The sequence below is a fragment of the Myxococcota bacterium genome (assembly GCA_039030075.1).
Classification (GTDB): Bacteria; Myxococcota_A; UBA9160; order UBA9160; family SMWR01; genus JAHEJV01.
In genome coordinates this window covers 126875-152817 of sequence record JBCCEW010000009.1, presented here as the reverse complement: position 1 = coordinate 152817, position 25943 = coordinate 126875, and the positions used below count along the sequence as shown (strand labels likewise).

Annotated in this window: 28 protein-coding genes and 1 pseudogene; 16 read left to right on the top strand and 13 right to left on the bottom strand. The window is 68.5% G+C overall.

Going from position 1 to position 25943, the window contains the following annotated elements:
• Window positions 1–6: 6 nt before the first annotated feature.
• Both AAF430_11980 and AAF430_11975 read right to left on the bottom strand, forming a co-directional pair.
• Entirely contained in the window at window positions 7–693 is a 687-nt protein-coding gene (locus tag AAF430_11980; protein ID MEM7410946.1) for a thioredoxin domain-containing protein, read from the bottom strand.
• A 16-nt stretch (window positions 694–709) separates the two neighbouring features.
• Window positions 710–1192 (bottom strand): disulfide bond formation protein B, encoded by a 483-nt coding sequence (locus AAF430_11975; protein MEM7410945.1) that lies wholly within the window; start codon window positions 1190–1192, stop codon window positions 710–712.
• 168 nt (window positions 1193–1360) lie between these two features.
• Between AAF430_11975 and AAF430_11970 the strand changes: the two genes are divergently transcribed.
• From AAF430_11970 to AAF430_11960, 3 genes and pseudogenes are all read left to right on the top strand, one after another.
• Window positions 1361–2056: a 4'-phosphopantetheinyl transferase superfamily protein gene (locus AAF430_11970; protein ID MEM7410944.1), complete on the top strand. Its 696-nt coding sequence runs from the start codon at window positions 1361–1363 to the stop codon at window positions 2054–2056.
• A gap of 101 nt (window positions 2057–2157) precedes the next feature.
• Window positions 2158–2565 (top strand): hypothetical protein, encoded by a 408-nt coding sequence (locus AAF430_11965; protein ID MEM7410943.1) that lies wholly within the window; start codon window positions 2158–2160, stop codon window positions 2563–2565.
• 12 nt (window positions 2566–2577) lie between these two features.
• Window positions 2578–2907: pseudogene (locus AAF430_11960) on the top strand (redoxin domain-containing protein).
• Here the strand turns inward: AAF430_11960 and AAF430_11955 are convergent.
• Window positions 2904–4031: a zinc-binding dehydrogenase gene (locus AAF430_11955; protein MEM7410942.1), complete on the bottom strand. Its 1128-nt coding sequence runs from the start codon at window positions 4029–4031 to the stop codon at window positions 2904–2906. The pseudogene AAF430_11960 and the gene AAF430_11955 overlap by 4 nt on opposite strands.
• A gap of 53 nt (window positions 4032–4084) precedes the next feature.
• Between AAF430_11955 and AAF430_11950 the strand changes: the two genes are divergently transcribed.
• Window positions 4085–4897: an enoyl-CoA hydratase/isomerase family protein gene (locus AAF430_11950; protein ID MEM7410941.1), complete on the top strand. Its 813-nt coding sequence runs from the start codon at window positions 4085–4087 to the stop codon at window positions 4895–4897.
• On the opposite strand, the gene AAF430_11945 is transcribed toward AAF430_11950, so the two are convergent.
• Window positions 4889–6349: an FAD-dependent oxidoreductase gene (locus tag AAF430_11945; protein ID MEM7410940.1), complete on the bottom strand. Its 1461-nt coding sequence runs from the start codon at window positions 6347–6349 to the stop codon at window positions 4889–4891. The two genes, AAF430_11950 and AAF430_11945, sit on opposite strands and share 9 nt — an antisense overlap.
• Window positions 6350–6466: 117 nt before the next feature.
• On the opposite strand from AAF430_11945, the gene AAF430_11940 reads away from it, so the two are divergent.
• The gene (locus AAF430_11940) at window positions 6467–7183 is read left to right on the top strand and encodes a hypothetical protein (protein MEM7410939.1); all 717 of its coding nucleotides are present in this window, start codon (window positions 6467–6469) and stop codon (window positions 7181–7183) included.
• Window positions 7180–7686: a nitroreductase/quinone reductase family protein gene (locus AAF430_11935; protein ID MEM7410938.1), complete on the top strand. Its 507-nt coding sequence runs from the start codon at window positions 7180–7182 to the stop codon at window positions 7684–7686. The genes AAF430_11940 and AAF430_11935 overlap by 4 nt, the downstream gene beginning before the upstream one ends.
• Here the strand turns inward: AAF430_11935 and AAF430_11930 are convergent.
• Window positions 7637–8605 (bottom strand): tetratricopeptide repeat protein, encoded by a 969-nt coding sequence (locus tag AAF430_11930; protein MEM7410937.1) that lies wholly within the window; start codon window positions 8603–8605, stop codon window positions 7637–7639. The two genes, AAF430_11935 and AAF430_11930, sit on opposite strands and share 50 nt — an antisense overlap.
• 222 nt (window positions 8606–8827) lie before the next feature.
• Here AAF430_11930 and AAF430_11925 point away from each other — a divergent pair, with 222 nt between their 5' ends.
• The gene (locus AAF430_11925) at window positions 8828–9793 is read left to right on the top strand and encodes an MBL fold metallo-hydrolase (GenBank protein MEM7410936.1); all 966 of its coding nucleotides are present in this window, start codon (window positions 8828–8830) and stop codon (window positions 9791–9793) included.
• Here the strand turns inward: AAF430_11925 and AAF430_11920 are convergent.
• Window positions 9790–10197 (bottom strand): VOC family protein, encoded by a 408-nt coding sequence (locus AAF430_11920; GenBank protein MEM7410935.1) that lies wholly within the window; start codon window positions 10195–10197, stop codon window positions 9790–9792. The two genes, AAF430_11925 and AAF430_11920, sit on opposite strands and share 4 nt — an antisense overlap.
• Window positions 10198–10355: 158 nt before the next feature.
• On the opposite strand from AAF430_11920, the gene AAF430_11915 reads away from it, so the two are divergent.
• From AAF430_11915 to AAF430_11905, 3 genes are all read left to right on the top strand, one after another.
• On the top strand, window positions 10356–10964 hold the full coding sequence (locus AAF430_11915; GenBank protein MEM7410934.1) for an XRE family transcriptional regulator: 609 nt from the start codon (window positions 10356–10358) through the stop codon (window positions 10962–10964).
• Window positions 10965–11061: 97 nt separating this feature from the next.
• A complete protein-coding gene (locus AAF430_11910; GenBank protein ID MEM7410933.1) occupies window positions 11062–11937 on the top strand; it encodes a DUF1295 domain-containing protein in 876 nt (291 codons plus the stop codon).
• 3 nt (window positions 11938–11940) lie between these two features.
• Window positions 11941–13305 (top strand): MFS transporter, encoded by a 1365-nt coding sequence (locus AAF430_11905; protein MEM7410932.1) that lies wholly within the window; start codon window positions 11941–11943, stop codon window positions 13303–13305.
• Here the strand turns inward: AAF430_11905 and AAF430_11900 are convergent.
• Complete coding sequence (locus AAF430_11900) at window positions 13302–13793, bottom strand: MarR family transcriptional regulator (GenBank protein ID MEM7410931.1); 492 nt, start codon at window positions 13791–13793, stop codon at window positions 13302–13304. The genes AAF430_11905 and AAF430_11900 overlap by 4 nt on opposite strands.
• Before the next feature lie 94 nt (window positions 13794–13887).
• Between AAF430_11900 and AAF430_11895 the strand changes: the two genes are divergently transcribed.
• The 4 genes from AAF430_11895 (at window position 13888) to AAF430_11880 (ending at window position 18636) form a co-directional block, all read left to right on the top strand.
• Window positions 13888–15309, top strand: coding sequence for a hypothetical protein (locus AAF430_11895; GenBank protein MEM7410930.1), 1422 nt, complete (start codon window positions 13888–13890; stop codon window positions 15307–15309).
• Complete coding sequence (locus AAF430_11890; protein MEM7410929.1) at window positions 15306–16763, top strand: acyl-CoA reductase; 1458 nt, start codon at window positions 15306–15308, stop codon at window positions 16761–16763. The genes AAF430_11895 and AAF430_11890 overlap by 4 nt, the downstream gene beginning before the upstream one ends.
• A gap of 182 nt (window positions 16764–16945) precedes the next feature.
• Complete coding sequence (locus AAF430_11885; protein MEM7410928.1) at window positions 16946–18178, top strand: CoA transferase; 1233 nt, start codon at window positions 16946–16948, stop codon at window positions 18176–18178.
• Between the two features lie 239 nt (window positions 18179–18417).
• Window positions 18418–18636 (top strand): hypothetical protein, encoded by a 219-nt coding sequence (locus AAF430_11880; protein MEM7410927.1) that lies wholly within the window; start codon window positions 18418–18420, stop codon window positions 18634–18636.
• Between the two features lie 21 nt (window positions 18637–18657).
• Here the strand turns inward: AAF430_11880 and AAF430_11875 are convergent, their stop codons facing one another.
• From AAF430_11875 to AAF430_11860, 4 genes are all read right to left on the bottom strand, one after another.
• Entirely contained in the window at window positions 18658–19527 is an 870-nt protein-coding gene (locus AAF430_11875) for an MBL fold metallo-hydrolase (protein MEM7410926.1), read from the bottom strand.
• Between the two features lie 64 nt (window positions 19528–19591).
• Complete coding sequence (locus AAF430_11870) at window positions 19592–20563, bottom strand: D-glycerate dehydrogenase (GenBank protein MEM7410925.1); 972 nt, start codon at window positions 20561–20563, stop codon at window positions 19592–19594.
• 15 nt (window positions 20564–20578) lie between these two features.
• A complete protein-coding gene (locus tag AAF430_11865; protein ID MEM7410924.1) occupies window positions 20579–21355 on the bottom strand; it encodes a glucose 1-dehydrogenase in 777 nt (258 codons plus the stop codon).
• A 41-nt stretch (window positions 21356–21396) separates the two neighbouring features.
• A complete protein-coding gene (locus tag AAF430_11860) occupies window positions 21397–22236 on the bottom strand; it encodes an enoyl-CoA hydratase-related protein (protein ID MEM7410923.1) in 840 nt (279 codons plus the stop codon).
• A 200-nt stretch (window positions 22237–22436) separates the two neighbouring features.
• Here AAF430_11860 and AAF430_11855 point away from each other — a divergent pair, with 200 nt between their 5' ends.
• Window positions 22437–23285: an SDR family oxidoreductase gene (locus AAF430_11855; GenBank protein ID MEM7410922.1), complete on the top strand. Its 849-nt coding sequence runs from the start codon at window positions 22437–22439 to the stop codon at window positions 23283–23285.
• A gap of 28 nt (window positions 23286–23313) precedes the next feature.
• On the opposite strand, the gene AAF430_11850 is transcribed toward AAF430_11855, so the two are convergent.
• Window positions 23314–23949: a PadR family transcriptional regulator gene (locus tag AAF430_11850; protein MEM7410921.1), complete on the bottom strand. Its 636-nt coding sequence runs from the start codon at window positions 23947–23949 to the stop codon at window positions 23314–23316.
• A 101-nt stretch (window positions 23950–24050) separates the two neighbouring features.
• On the opposite strand from AAF430_11850, the gene AAF430_11845 reads away from it, so the two are divergent.
• Window positions 24051–24599 carry a nuclear transport factor 2 family protein gene (locus tag AAF430_11845; GenBank protein MEM7410920.1) on the top strand — a complete coding sequence of 183 codons (549 nt, stop codon included), beginning with the start codon at window positions 24051–24053 and terminating at the stop codon, window positions 24597–24599.
• Here the strand turns inward: AAF430_11845 and AAF430_11840 are convergent.
• Window positions 24596–25855 carry a cytochrome P450 gene (locus tag AAF430_11840; GenBank protein MEM7410919.1) on the bottom strand — a complete coding sequence of 420 codons (1260 nt, stop codon included), beginning with the start codon at window positions 25853–25855 and terminating at the stop codon, window positions 24596–24598. The genes AAF430_11845 and AAF430_11840 overlap by 4 nt on opposite strands.
• Between the last annotated feature and the right edge of the window lie 88 nt (window positions 25856–25943).

Below are 25943 nucleotides of genomic sequence, written 5' to 3'. Positions count from 1 at the left end.
GGGCCGCTAGCTCTCGGTGCCGGACTCGCTGTCGGTGCGGGAGGACTGGGCGAGGGCGTCGGCGACGAGCTGACGCAGCCCGTCGTAGCCCAGCTTCTCGAGGGGCCGTCCGTTGACGAAGAAGGTCGGCGTCCCGCGCACACCGAGCGTTGCCGCGTCGGCGCGATCGATGTCGGCGAGCTTTTTGTATTCGCCGCGGCTCACCACCCGATCGTAGGCCTCCATGTCGAGCCCGATCTGCTCGGCGTAGCCCGGAATGAGCTCGGGGCGCGGCAGCTTGTGCGAGCCCCAGATGTGCTGTTCGCGGAACAGGATCTCGAGCATGTCCCAGAAGCGGTCCTGCTCGCGGGCCGCCTCAAGCGCCGCGATCGCCTGGATCGAGTTCTTGTGGAGCGGGAGGTAGCGGATGACCAGACGCACCCGGCTGCCGTACTGGTTCATGACCCGCTTCACGTAGGGATGCATCAGCTTGCAGGAGCCGCACTCGGGGTCGAGGAACTCGACGATCGTCACCTGCGCGTCGGCAGACCCCTTGGTCACGCTGTGGGGGCGCTCGAAGACCGTGTCGTCGGCGGCGGCCAGCAGACTCGACTGGGCGTCGCTCTGGGACTGGTTGTAGAGGAACGCGCCGATCCCGAAAACCACGAGCAACGCGCCCGCCGCGAGGGCCAACCGGCTTGCTTCCTTGCTCATGGGCTTCCTTCCTTGTTCACGCTTCCGTGCTCCCCGTGGTGCGCTGATGGAGCCACAGACTAGCCCCGATCAAGCTGAAGGCAGAGAACGACAGGAACGGGATCGTGATGAACCCGAGCCACTCGAGGTGCACCTCGCGGCACGACACGCCCTCGGCGCAGGGCGACAGGGACTCGGGGATCACGCCCCAGTACACGCCGTTGTGATACACGGCGATCCCGAAGCCCAGCACCACGAGCGGCAGCGCGTAGTGCACCACGCGGGCGTCCTTCAGCAGGATCCCGACCGTGAGGACGAGGCTCAGCGGAAACAGGCAGATGCGCTGGTACCAGCAGAGCGTGCACGGCGGCAGCTGCATCACCTCGCCGAAGAAGAGGCTGGAGAAGGTCCCGACCAGCGCGACCAGCCAGGCGAAGTACAGGAAGGGCGCGTCGCCCGAGACTGCCACCGGGGCGGCAGGGGCGAGCGGGGCGGAGTCGGCAGGGGGGTCGGGTTGCACGCGGGTCTCGGGCAGTTCGTCGAGCGACGGAGAACGAGAGTAGCCCCTCGCCCGGACCCCGCCGAAGTCCGGGCTTCCCGCCAAGGGGCTCCGGAGCGTGGGCGACCCGAGGCGCCGGGCGTAGAATCGCGCTTCGCCCACGCCGGCGGCCCGAGAGGATCCCAGCCGTTGCCGACCCACGTCGCGGAGATCGCGTCCCTGTTTCCGGAAGCCTCCGCGCTGCGCATGGCGGAAGCGAGCGATTGGGAGGCGCCGCTCGTGGCGGGCGAGGTGGCCATCGTGGCCAGGGCGGTCGCGAAGCGTCGACGCGAGTTCGCCGCTGGACGCGCCTGCGCGCGCGATGCCCTCTCGACCCTCGGTGGCGAGGCGGGCGCCCTGCCCCGCGACCCGGATCGGGTCCCCGTGTGGCCCCAGGGGTTCGTCGGGAGCATCAGCCACTGTGACGATGCCTGCGGTGCGGTGGTCGCCCGCGCGAGCGACGTGGTCGCGCTCGGCTTCGATGTCGAGGGTGCCGATGCCCTGCCGACCGAGGTGATCGACACCGTGCTCGGGCCGGCCGAACGCGATCGCGCGCAGGAGCACGACCGCGCGCTCGGGCGCGATTGGGCGAAGCTCGTCTGGAGCGCCAAGGAGAGCTTCTACAAGGCCTACTTCCCGCGATTGCGACACACCCTGGAGTTCCACGACGCGGAGGTGCAGCTCGCGGGTCCGGGGCAGTTCCAGGTGCGGCTCGTCGACCCGTCGGCTCCCTCCTGGTTCGGGCGACGCGAGATCGAAGGGCGGTTCGTCTATCGGGAACGGCTTCTCTACACGGGCGTCTTCCTCGAGGCGTCCGACGCCGGCGCCTCCGAAGCGTCGGGTTGAACGAAGCCCCAGTCGAGAGAAAGCCCGGGCGCGGCGGCACCCCGAACGCGACCGAAGCCCAGTGCGGCCGAAGCCCGAGCGGGACGCGCTACCCTCGGCCCATGCTCGTCGCCTCCGCCGTCGTCGTCTTCGGGATGGTCGCGTGGATCTTCTGGGCGATGGCCCCGAGCGACACGCTGCGCTTCGGCTTCGAGCAGATCATCCACGCACGGGTCCCCTGGTTCGTGTTGCTCCCGATGTGGGGCGGACTCGCCCTCGGAATCGGCTCCCTCGTGCGTCGCCGCCCCTGGTTCGCCTGGCCCGTGGTCGGCGTCGAGGCGCTGCTCGTCGGCCTGGTCTCGGTCTACATCCTGCAGCTCTCCCAGCTGCCGCCCTCGACACTCCAGGTCGCGGTGGGCGATCCGTTCCCGGCGTACTCGCTGCTCGACCAGGACGAGATCCGCCACGCGCGCACCGAGGGCGAAACGCGCCCGCCCGAGCTCTACATCTTCTACCGCGGCGATTGGTGACCCTTCTGTCGGGTCGAGCTGGTCCAGCTCGAGCAGTACTACGAACGGATCCACGACCAGGGCGTCGAACTCTACGCGGTGAGCGTCGACCCCCCGAAGGTGTCGCGACGCCTGCGCGACCACCTCGACGTCGAGTTCACCTTCCTCGCCGACACCGACGGCACCCTGCTCGACGCGCTCGGCATCCGCCATCAGGGCGCGCGCCAGGACGGCGCCGACATCGCCTACCCGACCGCCATACTCGTGGACCGGTCGGGCCAGGTGCAGTGGACCTACCAGTCCACCACCTACCGGGAACGCGCCGAACCCGAGGCGATCTTCGCCGCGATCGGGGGGCTCTAGCCGCCGGTCGCGCGGTGCACCAGGCCCACGCGCACCGCGTCGCGGTCGGGCAGCGTGCGCTCGAGGAGCGCCATCGCCTCGTCGATCTCGTCGAGCGTGAAGGTCTCGCCCACCAGCGTCGCGGTCGGGAAGCGACCCGAGTTCAGCACGTCTCCGGCCTTCGCGAAGGTCGCGGGGGTGCCGCCCGACCCGCCGATCACCCGCAGCGACTTCATGATGATGTGGTCGCTGATGATCTCGACCGGGCGCTGGTCCTTCATGCCCCCGAGCAGGATGCGCCCGCCCATGCGGGCCATCTCGATCGCGTCCGAAACGGGCTGAGTCGCCATCGCCGACAGTTCCATGACCACGCTCGGGCCCCCTCCGGTCAACTCTTGAATGCGACCGACGAGGTTCGCCTCTTCTTCCACCACGAGTGTCTCGTGCGCCCCGAGCGCGCGCGCCGCCTCGAGACGCAGCCCGTCGCGTGCGGTTCCTGTGACCACGATCTGCTTCACGTCGAGCATGCAAGCCGCGTAGGCGACCGCGATGAGCCCCATGTGCCCCGGCCCCTGCACGACCAGCCGATCGTGGCGCGAGAGCCCGACGGCCTCGGACCACGCGACGATCGACGAGAGCGGCTCGATGAGCGAGAGCTCGGCGGCGGGCACGTCGTCGGTCAGGGGAACGAGCTGGGTACCGGGCAGGATCCCCATGTACTCGCCGTAGCCGCCCCACAGCCCATGCTCGAAATCGGGCGGAATCGTGTACCCGTAGAGGTTGAGACCGGGACGCGCCGGCGAGTTCAGCACGAGCAGATCGACGCCGACCCGTTGCCCCACCGACACGCCGAGATCCGCGTCGGGTGCGAGGGCGTGGACGCGGCCGACGATCTCGTGTCCCGGGACGACCGGGCACACCTCGCCCGGGACGTGGGGCACGCCGCGCAGCTGGGAGACGTCGCTCGCGCAGAGACCGACGGCTTCGACCTGCAAGACCGCGCCTCCCGGCAGCGGAGTCGGGATCGGAAACTCCCGCACCTCGTAGGACCCGTCGCCCAGGAACACCACGCCGCGACAGCCCACACCGCCTCCTTGGATCGTCCGCCAGCCGAGGGCCACCTCGACGCTGCGGGCGGTCAGCATACACGACACGCCCGTTCGCTAGATTGCGCAGCGAGAACTCCGATGGAGGCGCCGTGAGCGAATCGTACTTGCTCGTCGAAGACGTCCGCGAAGGCGTGCGGCAGATCACGCTGAACCGCCCCGAGAAGCGGAACGCCATCCACAACGCCCTGCGCGGCGCCTTGTTGACGGCGCTGCAGGAGGCCGACCGGGACGCGGACGTCCACGTGTCGATCGTGCGCGGTGCGGGCCGGTGCTTCTCGTCGGGGTACGACCTGAAGTCGGACCTCTCGAGCGGTCAACCATACTTTACGGCCAACGTCGGGATGCCCTGGGCGCGCCATGTCAGTGAGGGCTGGCTCTCGCTCTGGGACCTCGCGAAACCCGTGATCGCCCAGGTGCACGGCTACGCGATGGCGGGGGGGCTCGAGCTGGTCGGTGCCTGCGACCTGGCCTACGCCGCCGCCGACGCGCGCCTCTCCCACCCGGTGCTGCGCATGTCGGGCCTCGCCGACTTCCCCTGGTTCGCGGCAAAGCTCGAGCCGCGTCACGCGATGGAGCTGCACCTGACCGGGCGCGAGTACTCGGGGGAGGAAGCCGCGCGTGCAGGTCTGGTGAACCAGGCGTTCCCGTCGGAAGAGCTCGAAGCGCGCGTGCTGGAGATCGCCGAAGGCATCGCGCGCGTGCCCATTCCCGTGCTGACGGTTCAGAAGCGCCACGTCTACGCGGCGCTCGAGGCACGCGGCGGTCGCTCGGTCGTGCGCATGGGTAACGACCTCTCGGCCGGACCCCACATGCAGGCCCTGATGGGCGCGAGCGGCGCCGACATCCTGGGCAACGTGAAGAAGGGGAGCTCGGGCGGTTCGGACGCGACGGGTTCAGGCTGAGCCGGCTGCGTGAAGCCCTGCGCGCCGGCCGAAGAAGCTGGCGTCGCCGAGGGACATCCCGCTGCTGTACCCCTGCTTCGCGATCCCCGAGGTGGTGCGCCCCGCGGCGTACAGGCCGGGCACCGGCTCGCCGGCGGCGCGCAGCACGCGCCCGTCCGGATCGATGTGGAGACCGCCGAGCGTGAAGACCGAGTACATCGCGGCGTCGGTACCGAGATCGATCGCGCCGAAGGGAGGCTCGGTCAGGGGCTGTAGATACCCCGCGCCCTTGTGGAAGAGCGGATCCTCTCCGCGCTCGGCGTAGCGGTTGTAGAGCGCGACGGTGTCCTGCAGACAGGGGGCGGGCAACCCGAGCTCGGCCTCGAGCTCCGCCACCGTGTCGCCGACCGCAGCGACGGCCGCGGGAAAGAACTTCGGCTGCTGGAACACCGCGTCGTCGACGATCAACCAGCCGCGCCCTTCCTGATGGAGCAGAAAGAACTCGCCGGCGCGCCCCATGTACGCATCCTCGTTCAAGAAACGCTGACCGAAGCGGTTGACGAAGAGCCCGCGTCGCAGGTCGTTCGGGGGAAACAGCGCCAGGCTGATGTCCCCCGCTCCCATGCGGATCGCGTGTCCGCCTGCCGCGATTCCCAGGCGGATACCCGAACCGTCGTCGTACTCCGTGCCCACCTTGAAGCGACAGCGAGACAGGGTCGGCGCATACGCGGCCAACATGTCTTCGTTGTAGACGAAGCCACCGGCGGTGAGCACCACACCGCGTCGCGCCTGCACGCAACACACGCCGTCGGCCTGGCGTGCGACCACTCCGACGATGCGTCCGTCGCCCTCGACCACCAGCGCCATCACCTTCGTCCCGGTGTGCACCTCGATGCCCGCCGCTTCGGCCGTCGCGACCAGGTGCTGCATCAGCAGACCGCCCTTGTTGCGCACTTTGCGCGGAATGTGCCCGCGCGGTGCGGGACGAGCGATCTCGCAGAACGGGTGCACGTGCTCGCTGCCCGAGTAGGTGAGACCGTCGTCGGTCTCGAAGGGCTCGTGGGCGTCGGGAAAGAACGACGCGCGGAAGGGAACGCCGCACGCGTCGAGCCAGTCGAAGTGCTCGAGACTGCCCTCGCAGTAGGCCGCGATCATGGCCTCGTCCGGGTCGGGACCGCACGCGGCCATCATGTAGCGGAACATGTCGTCGGTGCTGTCCTCGAACCCGCACGCGCGCTGGATCGGCGTCCCACCGCCGAGGTACACGAGGCCACCCGAGAGTGCCGAGGTCCCTCCGGGCCCACCCGCCACCTCGAGCACGCAGACCCGGGCACCCGCCCGCGAAGCCTCGATGGCAGCGCTCGCTCCCGCGCAGCCGAAACCGACGACGACGACGTCAGCGCTGTGGTCCCATTGCGGTACGTCCCGAGCGTCGAGGCGCAGCGGAATCTCGGTCTGGGAGTCGAAGGACATGGGGCTCCACGCAGCGCTCAGGGAACCCTGACCGAACCGGCGCGCTCGCACAGGCTTCGGAAGGGACGCTATCACTTTCGGGTCGCGTCCCCCGACGCGACCGCGAACGAGGATGCGATGGAAAAGATCGTCACGCTCTTGTGGAGACCCGAACGCCAGGACCCGCAGTCCTTTGCCGACCACCTGCGGGAGAAGACCGCGCCGCAGCTGCGCGCCCTGGGAGCCCGCGCCCTCAAGGTGTGCGTCGAAGACGACGCGGTCGCGGCGGGTGCAGGACTGCGCATGAATCCACAGGGCCCGCCGAAGGCCGCCATGGTCTCCTACTGGACCGGGCTGGCCCAGGACCGCGGCCCCTTCGAGTCGCTTCTTGCCGAACCGAGCGAGCGATTGGCCTCCTTCCTCGTCGTCGAGTCGATCCCGATCGTGAACGAGACCCACGTGTCCCCCCCCGGTGAGCGCACCGAGGGCTTCTCCCAGGTGACCTGCATCCGCGCGAAGCAGGGACTGCCCTACGACGAGTTCATTCGCATCTGGCAGACCGAGCAGCGGCCCTGCGCCATCGAGACCCAGTCGACGTTCCAATACGTCCGCAACGAGATCGTCCGCCGCCTGTCGGGTGACACTCCGCGCTGGTCGGCGATCGTCGAGGAGGGCTTTCCGATCGGCGCCCTCGACAACCCGGAAGTCTTCTACGACGCCGTGGGTGAGCCGGAGAAGTTCCGCACCAACCTGCGACGCATGATCGACACCTGCCAGAAGTTCTTGCAGATGGATGCCACCGACGTCACCGCGATGAGCGAGTACGTCTTCGACCGCGAGCCCTTTCCCTCATGACCGATCGCAACCAGAAGAGTGATCCCTTCGACACCCCCGACCGCGCCGTGATCCCCGACATCACGCGGGGTCACGTCGCGGCGATGGAGGCGTCGGAAGACGGCGAGCCCGAGCCGGTCTGGGTGATGTACAACATGTCGCACCTGCTGCTGCGCACCGTCGGACGACGCTCGGGGCGCATCCACAAGGTGGCCCTGCCCTACTGGCTCGACGACCGCGACACCCCGATCGTCGTGGGCTCCTACGCGGGCGCCAAGAAGCACCCGGCCTGGTATCTCAACCTCACGGATCGCGAGGTCAACGCCGAGCTGTACGTGCGCACGCGCTTCGATCAGTACTGGACCGAGGCGGAGATCCTCACTGGCGACGAGCGCCAGCGCATCTGGGACGCGATGACCGAAGACCGCAGCTACTACCGCGACTACCAGCTGCTCACCGAACGCGAGCTGCCGCTCATTCGCCTGGCGAAGAAGCGTCCGGCGGAGGGGATGCCTCCAGGCTGACGCCCGCGACGCGTTCCAACCCGAGCGCTGCCAGCGGATGGTTCGGCTGGAGCTCGAGGGCGCGCCGAAACGCGGATTCGGCTTCGGCCGTGTTGCCGTCGCGTTCGTGGATCAACCCGCGCAGATAGCGGGCCTCGGCGAGCTTGCCGTCGAGCGACACCGCCTTCTCGCAATCGGCGCGCGCGGGCTCGAGCTTGGCGAGGCGCAGGTAGACGCCGCAGCGCGCAGCCCACACCAACCCGAGATGCGGGCGCGCCTCGACCGCCCGGTCGAGGTCTTCCAGGGCATGATCCGGGAGCCCGAGCCGCTCGAGCGCGACGCCGCGCCAGAAGTAGGCCTCGGCCTGCTCTGTCTCGGGCAGGCCGGCGCCCAGGGCCAGGCTGTACCCACGCACGGCCTCTCCCGCGTTCCCGGCCGCGCGCGCCTGCTGGGCGTAGGTGAAGTACTGCTGCCCGGCGCTCGAACTCGTCAGGCGCGCGACGGCGGCAACCGCGTCGGGCTGCTTCGGGTCGAGCTCGAGCACCCGCTGATAGCGGGCCAGCGCGGCCTCGGTGTCACCGGTCTTCTCGGACAGGAGCCCCAGCGTGTAGTGGGCGGCTGCGGTCTCGGGCTCGAGTTCGATGGCGCGCTCGCAGCTGGGCACCGCCTCGGAGGCGCGTCCCAACTGCATCAAGAGCATGCAGCGAAACGCCAGTGAGGACGGGCGCTCCTCTCGTGAGATCGCCAGGTCGAGATCCGCGACGGCGGTGTCGAGGGCGTGCAACCTCATGTGTGCGCGCGCGCGGTTCTCGAGGATCGGGACCGACTCGGGCCCGGTGACGGCCTCGAGCACCGCGTCGTAGAGCACGACGGCGCGCTCGTACTCACCCGCGTTATGGGCCTCGACCGCCCGCTCGAAGTCGAGCTTCGGGTCCGCCAAAGCGGGCCTCCCGGCCCCGAGAGCCAGCGCGAGCGCGAGAGAGAGCCCGACGGCCGGCCACGGGAGCCACGAATTCCAGGAACGCATCATCAGGGGGGCCTTCGTTGAGGTCGACGTAGCGTAACACCGGCCATTCCCGGCGTGCCTTGGGATGACGCCCGGGGTAATCGACCGGCCCGCGACCCCGACCGACCTTCGCCTCCGCGTCCGCAGGAGGCTTCCATGACCCTTCGCAAACGGAGCGCGACCGCGCTCGCCATCGCCACCGCCCTGCTCTGTTCCGGCTGCGACCTCAACAAGTCGGTCCTCAGCCAGGCGCTGCGGGGATTCGTGGCGTACTTCGATACCCCGGCCTCGGTCGGCTCCGAACTCACCCGCCTGAGCGACCGGGTGTGGACCTACCACTGGTACTTCGATCGCACGCTGATCGTGCAGACCGATGCCGGACTCGTGGTGGTCGACCCCTTCAACCCGCACATGGCGACCCACCTGCGCCAAGCCCTCGTCGACGCGGGCATCGAACCCGACGTCCACACGCTCCTGTACACCCACTACCACGTCGATCACACCCGCGGCGGCGCGGCCCTGGCTCCGCGCAACGTGGTCTGTCACGTCCGCTGCGACGAGTTTCTCGACGAACTCCCCGCGGAGGACACCGCCGACGTCCTGCGCCCGACGCGCACACTCGAAGGAGACCAGCGTCTCGAGATCGGGGGCGTCCGCATCGACCTGGTGGCGCTGCCGAAGTCACACACGGACACCATGTACGCGGTACACCTGCCCGACGAGGGCGTGCTCTTCGCCGCAGATACGGTCGGACTCGGGGTGATGCTGCCTGCGGGCGGGGTCTCCATCTACATGCCGGCCTACCTCGCCGCCCTCGACCGCCTCCAGGGGCTCGACTTCGAGGTCTTCGTGTCGAGCCACTTCGGCTGGGGCGACAAGGCGGCCTACGTCGAAGCCGCAGATCTCCAACGCGACGGGTACCGCTGGGCCCGTGAAGCCCTGGCGCGATACGGGACGGACGAGCGCGGCATCTCGATGACCTACGACGAGGACCGCTTCCTCGCCGCCTTCTCCTACTTCTACGACCGGATGAAGGAGAAGTACGGCGATTGGCACGGGTTCGACGCCATGATCCTCAGCACCTTCACCAATCAGATCGTGGCCGTGACCGTCGGCAACTAGGCTGCCGCCGCGTAGCTGACGATCTCGATCTCGATGCCATCGGGGTCGTAGAAGTAGGCGCGTCGGCCGGGCTCGTAGTCCATCTCGAGATGGACGCGGGTGCCCGCGGCGGGCAACCGCGCCAGGATCGGTTCGAGCGCCTCCACTTCGACGGCGAAGTGATTGACGCCGGGGGCCGCGTAGCTCGACCGCAGCGGTTCCCCGGCTTCGCGCTCCGCTTCGGCTTCCGCCTCGAAGAGCGCCAGGTAGGGCCCGTCCTGCACACCGACGTGGGCCGCCGGCGCGGTCCGGGTGGTGTTCAGGATCTCGCCGCGCCAGCGCACGTCCCAGCCGAAGACGTGACGGTAGAAGGCGATCGAGCGCTCCAGGTCGTGGACGGTGAGGTTGACGTGTTCGATTCGCATGGCGTTCCTCCGACCGCGCGGGGGGCGCCCTCGCGCGTTGTCGTCGAAGGATCGCCCGGGAATGTCGGTTTTCTGGTAGAAATGTCGGTATCCTGGCAAGGCTCCGACTCCCCGTCAGCGCCGGCACCCGGTGCTCCGAACCCGCCGAGGATGGCGCCATGCCCCGTTCCCACCCCACCGAGGCGCCGGTGGCCGACCGGCTCGACGCGCTCAGCGATGCCCTCGCTCAGAACCTGCGGGCCGTCCGGGAAGTGCGGGGGCTGACCCAACAGCAACTCGCGGACCTCTGCGGCGTCCCGCGTTCGACGGTCGCGCACATCGAGAGCGGCGGAACGAACCCCACCCTGGGCGTCCTGGCGCGCCTGGCCGGCGCGCTCCACCTCTCCCTCGAGGAGCTCCTGGCTCCACCGCGGGCGCGCTGCCAGCTCTTCCCGCGTGGGTCGCTCCCCGAAGAGGTCTCGCGACGCGGCGGCGCGGTGCGATTGGCGAAACTGCTGCCGAATCCGGTTCCCGGCATGTCCATCGACCGGCTCGAACTCGCCTCGGGCGCCACCCTGGCCGGCTCCCCCCACGCCCCGGGAACCCACGAGTTCCTCTACTGCGAACGCGGGCGCCTCGATCTCTGGGTCGCGGGGGAACACTTCGCCCTGTCCCAGGGAGATGTGGCCGCGTTCACCGGCGACCAGCGCCACAGCTACCGCAACCCGGGGCGAGGAACGGCGGTCGGGTTCTCGGTGGTGTGTCTGGCCCCGCTCGAGGCGGGCTGAGCCGGCGGGCGAAGCCCTGCGGTGTCGGGGGGTGGCTCGCCGGCGCCTTCCGGGTACGGTGAGGATGGCAGGAAGAGGCAATGACCGAGGAGGCCCCGTGAAGTCTTCGACCGTCCAGTCCTGGATTGCGATCGCGGTGATCCTCGCCGTCGGCGCAGGGATCGCGTGGGCCGGGAGCCAGGGGAGCCGATCGGTGGGCGGGTTCCCGCTCTTCGCGTGGACCGGCGTCCTGGCCTTCGTCGTCAACTGGATCGTGTTCGTGCCGTCCTACGCGGCGCGCACCGAGCACTACTTCGATCTGACGGGCAGCCTCACCTACCTCTCGGTCGTCGGGTTCGCGTTGCTCTTCGGCGCCGGCGACGCCCGTGCGCTCTTGCTCGCGATGCTGATCGGGGTGTGGGCCGCGCGACTCGGCTCGTTCCTGTTCCTGCGGGTGAAGACCGACGGGTCGGACGGGCGCTTCGACCGTTTGAAGCACGACTTCCCCCGCTTCCTGATGACCTGGACCCTCCAGGGCCTGTGGGTCTTCCTCACCGCCGGCTGCGCGCTCGCGGCACTCTCGGTCGCCACGCCGACCCCGCTCGGCGCCAGCGCGGCGCTCGGCGTCGCCCTGTGGCTCGCCGGCTTCGCGATCGAGGTCACCGCCGACCGCCAGAAGCGGATCTTCCGCAGCGACCCGGCGAACCAGGGTCGCTTCATCACGACCGGTCTCTGGGCCTGGTCGCGCCACCCGAACTACTTCGGCGAGATCCTGCTCTGGGTGGGGATCGCCCTGATCGCCGCACCGGCGCTGCGTGGCTGGCAGCTCGTCACGCTGATCTCTCCGGTCTTCGTGTACGTGCTGCTCTCGCGCATCAGCGGCGTCCCGCTCCTCGAACAGCGCGCCGAGAAGCGCTGGGGCCAGGATCCCGAGTACGTCTCGTACCGCGATCGCACCCCGGCGCTCTGGCTGCGCCCCCCGCGAGCGGCCTGAACGCTGTCGACGCCCGCACCTCGAACACCCGATCTCGGCATCGGGAGGCTGCTCTGCTACGCGCTGCCGTCGCTGTTGAGCTCGGTCGCGGCGCTTCCGATGCTGCTGTTCGTCCCGGCGTTCTACGCCGACGACCTCGGCGTCCCCCTCGCGTCGGTCGGTATCGCGATCGCGGTCTCGCGCCTGCTCGACGTCGTCACCGACCCGTGGATCGGCGGTTGGAGCGACCGGCTGCGCAGCCGCTTCGGCCGCCGCAAGCCGTTCCTGGTCGCCGGCGTCCCACTCTTCGCCCTCGCCATCTGGCAGATCTTCGTGCCGCCGGCGGGCGCGGGCATGGCCCACCTGCTGCTCTGGTCGGGGCTGCTCTACCTCGCGTTCACGATGATGGACCTGCCTCACAAGGCCTGGGGCGCCGAGCTCTCGCCCGACTACGACGAGCGGTCGCGCATCACGAGCGTGCGCGAGGGCGTCTCGACCGCGGGACAGGTCGCGCTGCTCGCTGCGCTGGTCTGGGCGGCCGGGCGCGGCGTCAGCGAGGCGTCCACCCAGCTCTACGCGATGGCGCTCGGCGTCGTGATCGGCCTGCCGCTGCTGGTCGGGGTGGCGGTGCTCGCGGTCCCCGAGCCGCCGGCACCCGGCCCTCCGCGTCCGCGGCGCAGCATCCGCGAAGGCGTCGCCCTCGCGACGGGAAACCCGGCGTTCCTGCGGATGGTCGGCGCCGTCGTCTTCTTCGTATCCGGCATCGCGATCCAGGGGACGCTCCACCGTCTCGTGCTCGCCGACGTCATGGGCGACGAAGCCCGCTTCCCGATGATGGTCCTGGTCGAGAACATCGCGACCCTCGCGGCAGTACCGCTTTGGCTCGGGCTCTCGATGCGCATCGGCAAGCACCGGGCCCTGCTCGTCGCGGCGCTCTGGCTCGCGGTCTTCTCGCTTCCCCTCTGCTTCCTCGGCCCGGGCGACACCACGACGCTCATGGTCTGGATCGCGATCCGCGGCTCGAGCTTCGCGAGCGTTCTGTTCCTGTCGAACTCGATCGCCGCCGACGTGATCGACGTCGATGCACTCCGCGCGGGCGAGGCGCGCTCGGGCTTCTTCTTCGCGGTATGGGGGATGGCGACGAAGCTCTCCCTCGCCCTCGGGGCGGTGCTGGGCACGAGCCTCCCGGCTGCCTTCGGCTACGACCCGTCGGGCGGAAGCATCACGGGAGAGGTGCAGGCCTCCCTGATGTGGATCTACGGCGGCGTGCCGGCGGTGATGATGGCGGTCGGAGCGCTCTTCCTCGTCGGTTTCCCGATCACGCGCGAGCGCCACGCGGAAGTTCGCGCCCGCCTCGAAGCGACGCCTCCGCCCGAAGACGCGGGCTAGCGCCGCTCGCCGAGCCGCAGCGGTGCGTCGACGCCGTTCACCGCGGCGTCGAGCTCGGCCAGCTCGGAGCAGAGGTCTTCGAAGCGCTGCTTCCCCAACGTGTCGGCGAACTCTTCGGTTGTCTCCTGCATGATCGCCTCGATGTCCGCGACGAGTGTGCGGCCACGCGGCGAGTAGACCACCCGCTTCGCCCGGCCGTCGTTCGGGTCGGCGACGCGCTCGACGTAGCCGTCCTCTTCGAGGCGCGCGACGAGCTGCCCGGTGCGCTGGAGGGTGAGCCGCAGCCGGCCGGCGAGATCGCTCATGCCGATCCCCTCTGCCGGCAGGTTCGGCACCACCTGGGTGCTCGAGGGGCTGAGATCATGGCCCCGCTCGATCAGCCCGTCGCTGACACGGCGCCGGATCGCCATCGCCAGGCCCAGCAGGTGGCGGCTCATCAGGACGGCGTCGGCGTCGCTCGGGGCGCTCTGGACTCTCGATCGGGGCATTGGATCTCCATTTTTCCGCTTGACAGGATTTACCAAAGTCTATTTACTATTTCCAGGGGGCCAGACACGGCCGTCATCACACCGGAGGAACCTCATGGGCAATCGCACCCTCGACACCTTCATGAACGATCCGATCGCGTATTTCGACGCCTCGATCACGAAGATGCACATGATCCCCCGCGATGGGCTCGAGTCGCTGCAACGCGAGGCGATGCGCACCCGCGTCGCCCAGCACCGGGCCAGCATCGAGATGGTCAAGAACCTGGCCGACCGCCTGGGCATCGACGAGGTGCAGGAATTCGACGACGTCGTTCCGCTGCTCTTCGCTCACACCGCGTTCAAGTCCTACCCGGCGGCCCTTCTCGACAACAAGCGCTTCGACCTGATGACGAAGTGGCTGCAGAAGCACACGCCCCACGACCTCTCCCAGGTGCCGACCGAGGGTCTGGACAGCATCGAAGCCTGGATCGAAGCCCTCGACGAACACTCGAATCTGCGCCCGATCACCTCGTCTGGAACGACCGGCACGATCTCGATCATCCCCAAGGACAAGCACGGCGGTCACTACGCGATGCGCCTGTGGCGCCTCTTCCTGTTCCAGGAGTTCTTCAAGGAGCCGAAGGAAGAGGACTTGAACCCGGTGGTCGACGTCATCTGGCCCCAGTTCGCCGACGGCAAGCTCGGCCATCTGCGCATGGTGGGGCTGCTCAAGAACGAGTTCACGGGCAACGACGAGAGCCGTTTCCACCCCCTCTACAACGCGTCCATCAATACCGACCTCATGTTCCTCGCCAGCAAGCTCCGGGCCGCGGCGAGCCGGGGCGAGCTCGATCGCGTGAAGATCGACCCGAAGCTCCTCGAGAAGAAAGAGGAGTTCGAGCAGCTCGAGGCGAACCGTCCGGCCGAGCTGCAGCGCTTCTTCGAGCGCATGACGAACGAGCTTCGCGGCAAGCGGGTCTTCATGACGGGCACCTACGCCCTCATGCACGAGATCGCCAAGGAGGGCCTCGCGCGCGGCGTGAAGCACGTGTTCGCGAAGAACTCGGCCATCCTCACCGGCGGTGGCCTGAAGGGTCACGTGCTGCCCGAGAACTACATGGAGACCATCAAGGAGTTCATGGGCGTCGACCGCATCCAGGAGGGCTACGGGATGAGCGAGATCAGCGCGATGCACTGGGCCTGCCCGGAGGACAAGTATCACGTGCTGCCGTTCGTGATCCCCTACCTGCTCGATCCCGAGACCAGCGAAGCGCTCCCGCGCAAGGGGAAGCAGACCGGCCGCGCCGCCTTCTACGACTTCGTCAACGTGAGCCACTGGGGCGGCATCATCTCGGGCGACGAGATCACGATCGACTGGGACAGCAAATGCCCCTGCGGCCTCGAGAGCGTCGCGATCGAGCACTCGATCATGCGCTACAGCGAGAAGGAAGGCGTCGAGGACGACCGCATCACCTGCAACGCCACCCAGGAAGTGCACGACGAAGCCGTGAACTTCATGCGGGAGTACGAAGGATGAGCGCGTTCCGCATCCCGATGTTCATCCGCGGTGAGATCATCGAGGAGGACTGGGTCCCCTTCGGTGCCCGCAACGGAGCCGGGGGATTCGAAGCGCCCGACCCGGCGAAGTACGTCGATCGGCTTCCGCTGGCGACGCCGATGGACCTCGCCGACCTCTACGAGATCTCCTTCGACGAGATCGTCGACGTCCTCGTCGAGCTCGGGAAGGCGCTGGATCCTGACAAGAACGCCCACGTCCAGGAGGCGATGAAGGCGGCGGCGATCGCGGCTCCCTACCCGCCCGCCATGCTGCGCAATTCGTACACGACGATGCCCTACGTCTTCGACCGGGATGCGATCGTCGAGATCGCCGAGTCGCGGATCGGCGTCGACTACCTCGAGGGGTGGGTGTCGCGCACCCTGCGCGACGGCCGGGAGATCCGCGTCCGCGCCTTTGGCGCCCGGGCCCTCCACGTGCCCGCTGGCAACGGGGGGCTCGTCTCGGCGATCACGATCATCCGCAACGCGATCACCCGAAGCGACGCGATCGTCAAGGTGCCCTCGAACGACCCGATGACCGCGATCGCCATCGCGAAGACCCTCGCGGACGTGGCTCCGAACCACCCGGTCACGAAGCACCTCGCGGTGGCCTACTGGAAGGGCGGCGACACCCGGATCGAAGAGCACCTCTACCGGCCCGAACACGTCGAGAAGATCGTGGCCTGGGGGGGCTTCGCTTCCGTGAAGCACGTGACCCGCTACATCCAGCCCGGCCTCGAGCTGATCTCGCTCGACCCGAAGCGCAGCGCCACGATCATCGGTCCCGAGGCCTTCGAGAGCGAAGAGACCCTCGACGAGGTCGCCGTCCGGGCCGCCACCGACATCGGCATGGCCAACCAAGAGGCGTGTGCCTCGGCCCGCGTGATCTACCTCCTCTGCGGCACCGACGCCGACGGCATCGAGCGCGCCAACCGGATCGGGGAGCGCATCTACCAGAAGCTGGTCGGCCTACCGGAGCACCTCTCGACGAAGCCGCGCTACTTCGATCGCGACCTGCGCGACCACCTCGAGGGTTCGCGCATGACCGAGGACTTCTACCGCGTGATCGGCGGCGAGGAGGACGAAGGCGCGGTCATCGTCTCGCAGATGGACGAGCCAGTCGACTACGCGCCGATGCTCTCGGGCCGGGTCGCGAACATCGTCCCGGTCGACGACATCAAGAAGGTGACCGACGCCGTGAACGCCTACACCCAGACGGTCGGAATCTACCCCGAGAGTCTGAAGCGCGAGCTCCGCAACCAGCTGCCGCTCTTCGGTGCCCAGCGCCTCACCTCGCTCGGCTACGCCTGCCACGTGACCAGCGCGATGCCCCAGGACGCCATCGAGCCGGTCCGCCGCATGTGCAAGTGGATCGTCGACGAGGAGTGCGACCCGGAGCGGGTCTTCCCGCTCTGGCAGACACCTGCGCTCTAGCGGCTCCTCTCGGAGGCCGCGGCGGCACCCGGCGGCCTCCCAACGCGCTCCCGCCCGAGGGCACGCTGGGTGCGCGGCGACGCCCGAGTCGACAGGAGCGCCTGACCAGGCGCCGTCGCCGTGCCACGATCCGGCGCCGCGGCTAGCCTTGGCGACCGTTTCGTCAACCCACGGAGATTCGCGTGTCCACTTCCTCCCTGCTTTCCGGTGTCCGCATCATCGAGTCGAGCCTGCTCGGCCCCGGCCATGTCGCCACCTTCTTCGCCGACATGGGCGCCGACGTCATCAAGGTCGAGCCGCCGTCGGGTGACTACATCCGCCAGATGACCTGGCCGATCATCGAAGGAGTCTCGCTGCTGCACCTGCACACCCATCGCGGCAAGAAGAGCATCACGCTCAACTTGAAGAGCGAGGAAGGCGTCGCGATCTACAAGGAGCTCGTTGCCAAGGCCGACGTGGTCGTCGAGGCGATGCGCCCGGGTGCGCTCGCGAAGCTGGGCCTCGGCTTCGAAGACCTGAAGAAGGTGAACCCGAAGATCGTCTTCGCGACCCTCTCGGGCTACGGCGCCACGGGCCCCTACAAGGACATGCCCAGCCACGGCATCGCCTACGACACCTGGTCGGGAATCGTCCAGCCCATGGTCGACGACGAGGGCTTCTGCCGGATCCCTCCGACCATGCCCAACGTCGGCATCAACGTCGGCCCGATGCTCGGCGCCATCGCGATCCTGGCCGGCGTCATCAAGGCGCGCGAAACGGGCGAGGGCTGCGAGATGGAAATGGCGCAGAGCGACGCTTCGGCGTACATGGACTGGTACCGAATCGAGACCGAGCGGGCCTATCGACGGCCCGAGAGCGAAGTCACGGGCAACCCTTCGGACAATTACGAGCGCCGCCCGGCCGGCCTCGCCGGGATGTGGGAGGGCGTGCGCTACCAGGCGTACGAAGCCAGCGACGGCCACGTGCTCTTCATGGCGTCGGAGCAGGCCTTCTGGAAGAACTTCTGCGAGGGCAACGACCGCATGGATCTCTTCGAGAAGTGGCCCGGATCGAAGTACGCGGATCACGCGAAGGGCAACACCGAGATGCAGCGCGAGCTCCAGAAGATCTTCAAGACGAAGACCGTGAAGGAGTGGCTCGATTTCGCGACCGAGCACAACACCACGATCGCGCCCTTCAACACCCTCGCGTCGATCGGCGACGACCCCCAGTTCCAGCACCGCATGAACTTCTGGCCCACCGAGAAGCTCGGTTGCGAGCAGCTGCCGCTGCCTGTCTTCGTCGACGGAAAGCCGCTGCCGGTACCGACGATGGCCCCGACCCTCGGCGCGAACACCGACGCCGTGATGGAAGACGTGCTCGGCAAGGACGCCGCCACCATCGAGAAGCTCCGCAAGGACGGCGTCTTCGGCTAGGCCGGGGCGATCGGCCCCGGCCCGCGGCGGCCTGCCCCGCGCCGAACGCCCTCGTGCGTTCTCCGCGCCGTTCGAGCCGGCACGGGGTCTGCAGTCTCCCACTCCGAATGCAAAGGAGTGGGAACATGGGACGCGCCTATCCGGCAGACGAACTCGCGAAGCGGGTCTTCACCCTGGTCGCCCTCGGCGTCGGGCTGCAGATCCTCGTGATCCTGGTCATCGGCTTCTAGCCTCTCGCGATGTCGAAGGACCGATCGCTGGTGAAGCAGCACCTGGCGGCGCTGCTTGCGGACGCCGAGTCCGCGAGCGTGCCGCGGGACGTCGTGGGGCGTCTGCTCCTCGAGGAGACCGTCGCGCTCTGGCTCGAGGAACGCCCGGCGCCCGACGTGGCGCGCGAGCTCTTGTTCACCGCCGAGCACCTCGACGGCGACGCGGACTTCACCTTCATGCGCCCCTAGCGAGCCCGGTCTCCGATGGGATCAGGCCTCGAAGATCGCCGTCTTGCCGCTTCGCACCAGGCGCCCTGCGGTCGGCGCCGCGTAGTGGGTGCCGATCACCAGAGTGCCCGTGTCCGCGTGCTCGTCGATCAGGCGCCTTCGGGTCGCGGCGGCCTCCGCGCTGTCGCTGTCCGCCGGCATCTTCCAATCGACCTCGGCCCACTGCACCGGGTGGTGGGTGAGATCGCCGGTGATCAGCCCCTCGGCGCCGTCGGACGCGATGCGGACCGCAACGTGACCAGGCGTGTGCCCCGGCGTCGCCTCGAAACGCACCTCGGGGGTGATCGCGTGGTTCGTCTCGACGAGCTCCGCGAGTCCGGCATCCACCACCGGACGCACGGCGTCGTCGAAACAGAAGGCGTACTCCTGACCACGTCCCGCCTCGGTCTCGGCCTGCCAGTGCTCGTACTCGACGCGCGCGAACAGGTACTTCGCGTTGGGGAACGTCGGCACCCAGGCGCCGTCCTGCCGCATCGTGTTCCAGCCGACGTGGTCGAAGTGGAGGTGGGTGCACAGCACGACGTCGATCGACTCGCGCGGAAAACCGGCGGCGGCGAGTTGGTCGAGGAAGGCGTTGGAGCCGTCGGGGCTCGGAAAGCCGGGCACTTCGCGATCCCCGACGCAGGTGTCGACCAGGATCTTCCGGCCCTGGCTCTCGACGACGAGCGCTTGGATGGCCAGGGTGATCTGCCCGTCCGGGTGGAGGAAGTGAGGCGCCAGCCAGGAGACGTGGGGCTCGAGGGCGTCCTTCGTCGCCTCGGGCAACAGACCTTCCGGCGGCAGGGCCAGTTCGGTCTCGACGACACGCGTCACCTGGACGCGTCCGATCTTCCAGGAAAGCAGCTCGCTCATGGGTTCCCCCGTGCGGGTTCGGATCTCGGATGGGCCAATCCTTCCAGACCGCAGCCACCCTCGGCTAGCAAATTCGATTCGGCGGGTGTTCCCCGCGGCTCCACGCCTGGATCCCGTCGATCAACACGTTCCCCATCCCGAGCCGGGCTTCGAGGGTCGAGCTCCCGATGTGGGGCAGCGCGAAGACGTTGGGGAGGGCGAGGTAGTCCGGGTGAAGGTCGGGCTCGCCGGCGAAGACGTCGAGCCCGGCGGCCCCGACCCGGCCGTCGCGGAGCGCGGCGAGCAGGGCCGCATCGTCGACGAGATCGCCGCGCGCGATGTTGACCACGATCAGTCCCGGTTTCGCCGCGCGGAGGAGGCCGTCGCCGAGCACGCCGCGCGTCTCCGGGGTGGACGGGCAGGCCAACAAGAAAACGTCCACCGCGGCAGCCAGGCTCTCGGGTCGCTCGTGATGCGCGGCGCCCAGCTCCACGGCCGCGGCGGCCGGGCGTCGGTTGCAGTAGTGGACGTCCATGTCGAAGGCGCGGGCCCGACGCGCCACGCGCAGGCCGATGTCGCCCATCCCGAGGATGCCGAGACGCTTCCCCGACAGCTGGGTCCCGACCAGCTGGGTCGGCGACCAACCGCGCCAGTTCCCGCTCCGCAGGAGTTCGATGCTCTCGGTCGCTCGCCGTGCCGCGCCCAGCATCAACAGGAAGGCGTTCTCGGCCACCGCATCGGCCAACACACCGGGGGTGTGAAAGACCGCGAGGCCGCGGGAGCGCGCCGCCTCGAGGTCGATGTGGTCGGTCCCGACCGAATACGTCGCGATCGCGCGCAGCGTCCCCGGGAGCGCGCGAATCGCCTCCTCCGGAAGCGGGTTCTCGAGGGACACGAACACGGCATCGATCGGCGCCTCGGTCGCACCGAGCGCGGCCAGGACATCGCGGCGGGGGTCGAAGTGCGCGTGGAAGGCCCTGCGAATCGCGGCGTCGACGGGCGCGATGAACTGCGAAGCGACCAGCACGCGCAGACGACCCGGTTCGGCAGGCGCCACGGGAGGAGCCCGCCCTCAGGCGGGTGAGAAGACGGCGCCGCCGTCGAGCTTGATCACGGCGCCATTGGTGTAGCTCGACGCATCGCTGGCCAGGTAGAGGGCCGCGCCCACGATCTCGTCGGGTTCGCCCCCGCGCTGGGCCGGGATGTTGTGCTTCGCCGCCTTGTTGAAGGCCTCGAGGTCCCAGGCCTTGCTGATGTCGGTCAGGAAGGGGCCGGGCATCAGGGTGTTCACCCGGACGGTCGGTCCGAAGCAGCGCGAGAGCGAGGTGGTCAGGTTGTTGAGCCCCGCCTTCGCTGCGCCGTAGGGCACCTCGGCGTAGGATGGCGCCACGGCGGCGATGCTGCTCACGTTGATGATCGAGCCACCCGTGTGCTCCTGCATCCATTCGCCGAAGCGCACCGCCAACCGAAACGGCCCCTTGAGGTTGACGCCGAGCACCTTGTCGAAGAGCTCCTCGCTGCATTCGCTGAGCTTCGGATAGAGCGGCGACATCCCCGCGTTGTTCACGAGAACCTGCGCCCCTCCGAACTCGGCGAGGGTGGCCTCGAAGAGCCGATCGCAGTCCTCCCAGGACGCCGCGTGGAAGGCCAGCGGCAGCGCGCGACGACCGGTCTGGGCCTCCACCTCCTTCGCGAGAGCGTCGCAGGCGTCCTGCTTGCGGCTCGCGATCACCACGTCGGCACCGTGCTCGGCGAACGCGAGCACCATCTCCCGGCCGAGTCCGCGGCTACCGCCGGTGACCACTGCCACCCGACCGGTCAAGTCGAAGAGGTCGTCCCGAGATCCCATTCCGTGCTTCTCCTCGCTGCGTCGCCCGGCTCTCGGGTCGCTCAGTCGTCCTGCTTCGCGGTCCGGTAGTCGCCGAACTTCTCGTCGCGCTTCGTGAGCGCCGCACTCACGCCCTTCTGCATCTCCTTCAGGTAGGCACGCGCGGAGGGCTGATGGAAGGCCAAGGCCTGGATCTCGGTGCCCGCACGAATCGCGGCGCGGGCCCCCTGGATCTCCATCGCGCGATGGATCGAGCGTTTGTTCAGCTGCTGCAGATCCGTCGGAATCTTCGCAATGCGTTCGGCCCGCTCGAGGACGGCCGCTTCGAGCGCGTCGTTCGGGAAGCAGCGATTCGCGAGCCCCATCTGCACCGCCGTCGCTCCGTCGACCGCATCGCCGGTGAGCATCAGCTCCATGGCGTTGCGAAAACCGGCGAGCCAGACGTGGAACTGGTTGTCGGGCGGGCTCATCAACCGCACGGGCGGGTAGCCGATCTGCGCGTCTTCCGAGACGTAGGCGAGATCGCAGGCGGCCATCAGCTCGCTGCCACCCGCCAGGCAGTAGCCGTGCACCTGGGCGATCACCGGCTTCTTGAGATCCCAGATGTGGAACGCGCCCTCGACCACATGGCGCGGCCACGAGCCATCGCCGTCGGCGCTGAAGAAGGGTTCGTCACGCCCGACACCGACACCGCCGCCCAGGTCGTAGCCTGACGAAAAGCACGGCCCGGCCCCCCGCAGCACGCTGACGTGCACCTCGGCATCGCGATCGGCCGCCTCCAGGGCGTCGAAGAGTTCGCCGCGCAGGGCGTTCGAGAGCGCGTTGCGCTTCTTGGGGCGGTTCAGCGTGATCCGCCGGACGAGCGGGCGCGGATCGTCGACGAGGATGTGTTCGTAGGACACGGCGTCTCCTGCAGGGAGAGGCAGAGTACACCGGGTGACGGGGCACGCCCCCTCGAGCCGTCGGGACGACACCCGGACTCGATCGCCACGTCCGCACCCAGGATGTCACGACGGACCGAGGCTGCGGTCGGGTATGCTGCGGCGCATTCTCACGGCGCCCACGCTCCCGCGTCATGCGCCCCTGAACGTGGATGGCGAGCATGACCCAGGAACGCATTTCTCTTCGAGACAAGGTGGCGATCGTGACCGGCGCCGGCGCTGGACTCGGGCGCGGCATCGCCGAGGGCTTCGGCTCCCTCGGTGCCACGGTGGTGGCGGTCGAGAAGGTGGCCGAACGCGCCGAGGCGACGGCGGCCTGGTTCGAGGAGCACGGCATCGCGCACCGCGTCGTGCAGCTCGACGTCGAGGAGGGCGAGCGGATCCCGCCCTTCGTCGAGGAGATCGCGCGCGATCTCGGGCGCATCGACATCCTCGTAAACAACGTCGGCGATCACTGCGGGTTGACCAAACCCTTCCTCCGCTCGACCGAGGAGGAATGGACGAAGCTCTACGACGTCAACCTCCGCCACGTGTTCCGCATGAGCCACGCGGTACTGCCGGTGATTCGCGCGGGAAAGCGCGGGGGCAGCATCATCAACCTCTCGACGATCGAGGCCTTTCGCGGGATCCCGATGGGCGCCGTCTACTCGGCGTTCAACGCGGGCATCACGGCCTTCACGAAGAGCCTGGCCTTGGAGTTCGGCCGCGACGGCATCCGTGTCAACGCGATCGCCCCCGAGACCTCGGAGACCGAGCAGGTGCAGGTGAAGAACTGGGTGCCGGCCGAGTACCACGACTACTTCCGCGACTGGATCCCGCTCGGCCGCTTCGGAACCCCGCAAGACGCCGCGGGCTGTGCCGTCTTCCTGGCGAGCGACCTCTCCAGCTGGGTGACGGGAACGACCATCCACCTCGACGGTGGCGCGCTGGCCGCCGGTGGCTGGTACCGCGTTCACGAGACCGGGCGCTGGACCAACATGCCCGTGGTGAAGGACGCCGGGATCAAGTAGCGCTCACGGGGCGGACGCGGTCTGCCGCTCAGCGCTTCCGCTTCCCCTTCTTCTTCCGGCCCATCGTGCCGCGCTCGGGCTCGTCGCCCGGGTCGAAGGTCTCGGCCTCGGTCGGTCGAGGCTCGCCTGGGCCCGACTTCTCCTCGACGCCGCCGAAGTGCGGCAGGGTGTCGAACCAATCGAGGAAGGTCTTCTCGAACATCACGCCGAAGCGCAGTGCGCGGGCGACCGGCGCCGACTTGTCGGGAAGATCCTCGTAGACGTCCTTGAAGAAGGCGTAGCGCTTCTCGTGCTTCTGCCGGTGCAGACGCAGGTACCAGTCGAGATCATCGGGCGGAACGTGGTCACCGAACCACACCGTCAAGAGCAGCGGGACGCGGCCGATGTAGTCGCCCGGCTCGCGCGCCACCCACTCCTTGAAGACCTCTTTCCCGGGCTTCGTGATCGTGTAGAGGCGCTTCGAACGCGGGCCCGGCTCGCCCGCCTTCACGAGGCCGTTCTCCTCGAGCGTGCGCAGCTCGCGGTAGATCTGACTCGACGTCACGTGCCAGAAGTTGCCGGCCGTTTCCTCGACCAGATTGGCGAGGTCCCAACCACTCATGGGCCGATCGAGCAGGAACCCCAGCAGAGAACACGCAGTGTCGTTGTACTTGGGCCGCGGCATGCGGCGGGAGAATAGCGCGCAGGGTTCGCGCGCCAGAACCGTTTGGCTAGCCGCCCCGCCGCGCCCCGCGTAGAGTGCCGGGGAAACTGCGAGGAGACTCCGTGAACGACGTCGAACGACTGTTGGCGCTCGAAGAGATTCGTCAGCTGGCGCAGCGCTACTCGATCTACCTCGACGCACGAGACCTCGATCGCCTCGTCGAGCTCTTCACGCCCGACGTGCGGGTCGGGCGTGAGGCCCGCGGCCGCGACGCGCTGCGCGCGAACTTCGACGCGCAACTGCGCGGTGTCGGCATCACCTTCCTTCACGTGGGAAACCATGCCATCGAGCTGGATCCCTCCGGAGAGAAGGCCACCGGGGTCGTCTACTGCCGAGGCGAGATCCAGCAGGGAGGCATCGACGCGAAGCGCTGGATCGTCCAGGCGATCCAGTACCACGACCGCTACGTGCGCCACGAAGGCCACTGGTACTTCGAGCGCCGCAACCACCTGTTGGTGTACGGCGCTGACCTCGGCACCAACCCGCTCAGCCTGCCCCCTGCGCACTGGCCCCGCAGCGCCACTGGGATGGGATCGGCACCGCACGAATTCGAGACCTGGCAGCGCTTCTGGGCGTCACCCGCAGGCGACGCGGAACCGTCCTCGGGCTAGGCGGCCGGCCGCAGCTGGTAGCGCACCGGCAGGTGCTTCAGTCCCACGACGAAGCTCGACTCGATCTGGGACTCGCCGCCCGCGCGCTCGAGGGAGACGACCCGGTTCGCCAGCTCTTCGAAGAGCGCCCGTGAACTCAGCCGGGCCACGTGGGCCCCGAGGCAAAAGTGCTCGCCGGTGCCGAACCCGAGGTGTCGGTTCGGGTGGCGTTCGATGTCGAACTCGAAGGGTCGCTCGAACACGCGCTCGTCGCGGTTCGCCGACCCGTAATAGAGCACCAGGTGCTCGCCCTCGCGGATCGTCTGGCCGTGAATCTCCACGTCCTTGAGGAGCGTCCGGCGCATGTAGTTCACCGGCGACGACCAGCGGATCGTCTCCTCGACCGCCTTCTTCGCCAACTCCGGATTCCCCTTCAGACGCTCGATCTGTCCCGGGTTGTCGAGCAGCGCCGAGAGTCCGCCGGAAAGTGCGTTGCGCGTGGTGTCGTGCCCGGCGGTGAAGACGATCAGGTAGTACCCGAAGGTCTCCATCGGCCCCATCGCCTCGCCGTCCTTCATCTTCGCGTTGGCGAGCATGCTGGCCAGATCATCGCGCGGGTTCGCGCGTCGGTCCTGGATGATGCGATCGAAGAGCTGGTAGAACTCGAGGCCGAGCTCCTGCACGGCCTTCTCCCGGTCTTCGCCTTCGCGCTGAAGATCGGGATCGTCGGCGGCGAAGAGCTGCTGCGTCAACTCGAGGACGCGCTCCTCGTCGTCTTCGTCGATGCCCAGGATCGTCGCGAGCACGCGCAGCGGATGGCGCTGGGAGATCTCCTCGACGAAGTCGCACTCGCCTTCTTCGCCGAGCTTGTCGAGGATCTGGCGCGCGCTCTCGGCCACGATCTCATCGAGGCGGTGGATGCTGCGCGGCGTGAAGAAGCCGCTGGCGACCTTGCGGAAGTCGCGGTGCTCGGGCGGATCCATCTCGATGATGGTCCGCATCCCACCGAACGAGGAGTTGTCGCGATCGCGTCTCGACAGCTGCTCGAGGGTGAGCATCGTCGGCGGGCCCTTCGCGTTGCTGAACACGTCGGGCTTGCCCGAGATGTCCATGATGTCGGCGTGGCGCGTGATCGCCCAGAACGATTCGTACTCTTCCGTCTCGCAGTACTGAATGGGCGCGTGCTCGCGGAGCTGCGTCCAGAGATCGTGGGGCTGCCCCGAAACGCCGTAGTGCTTCGGGTAGATCAGGTCGCGGGGGTCGAACTCGAAGGACATGGAGGCCTCGTGTTGGCGCGAAGAAAGTGGACACCAGTGTAGCCGCGCGCCCGCGCCCGATCGCGGGCGACTTCGTCAAGCGGACTTC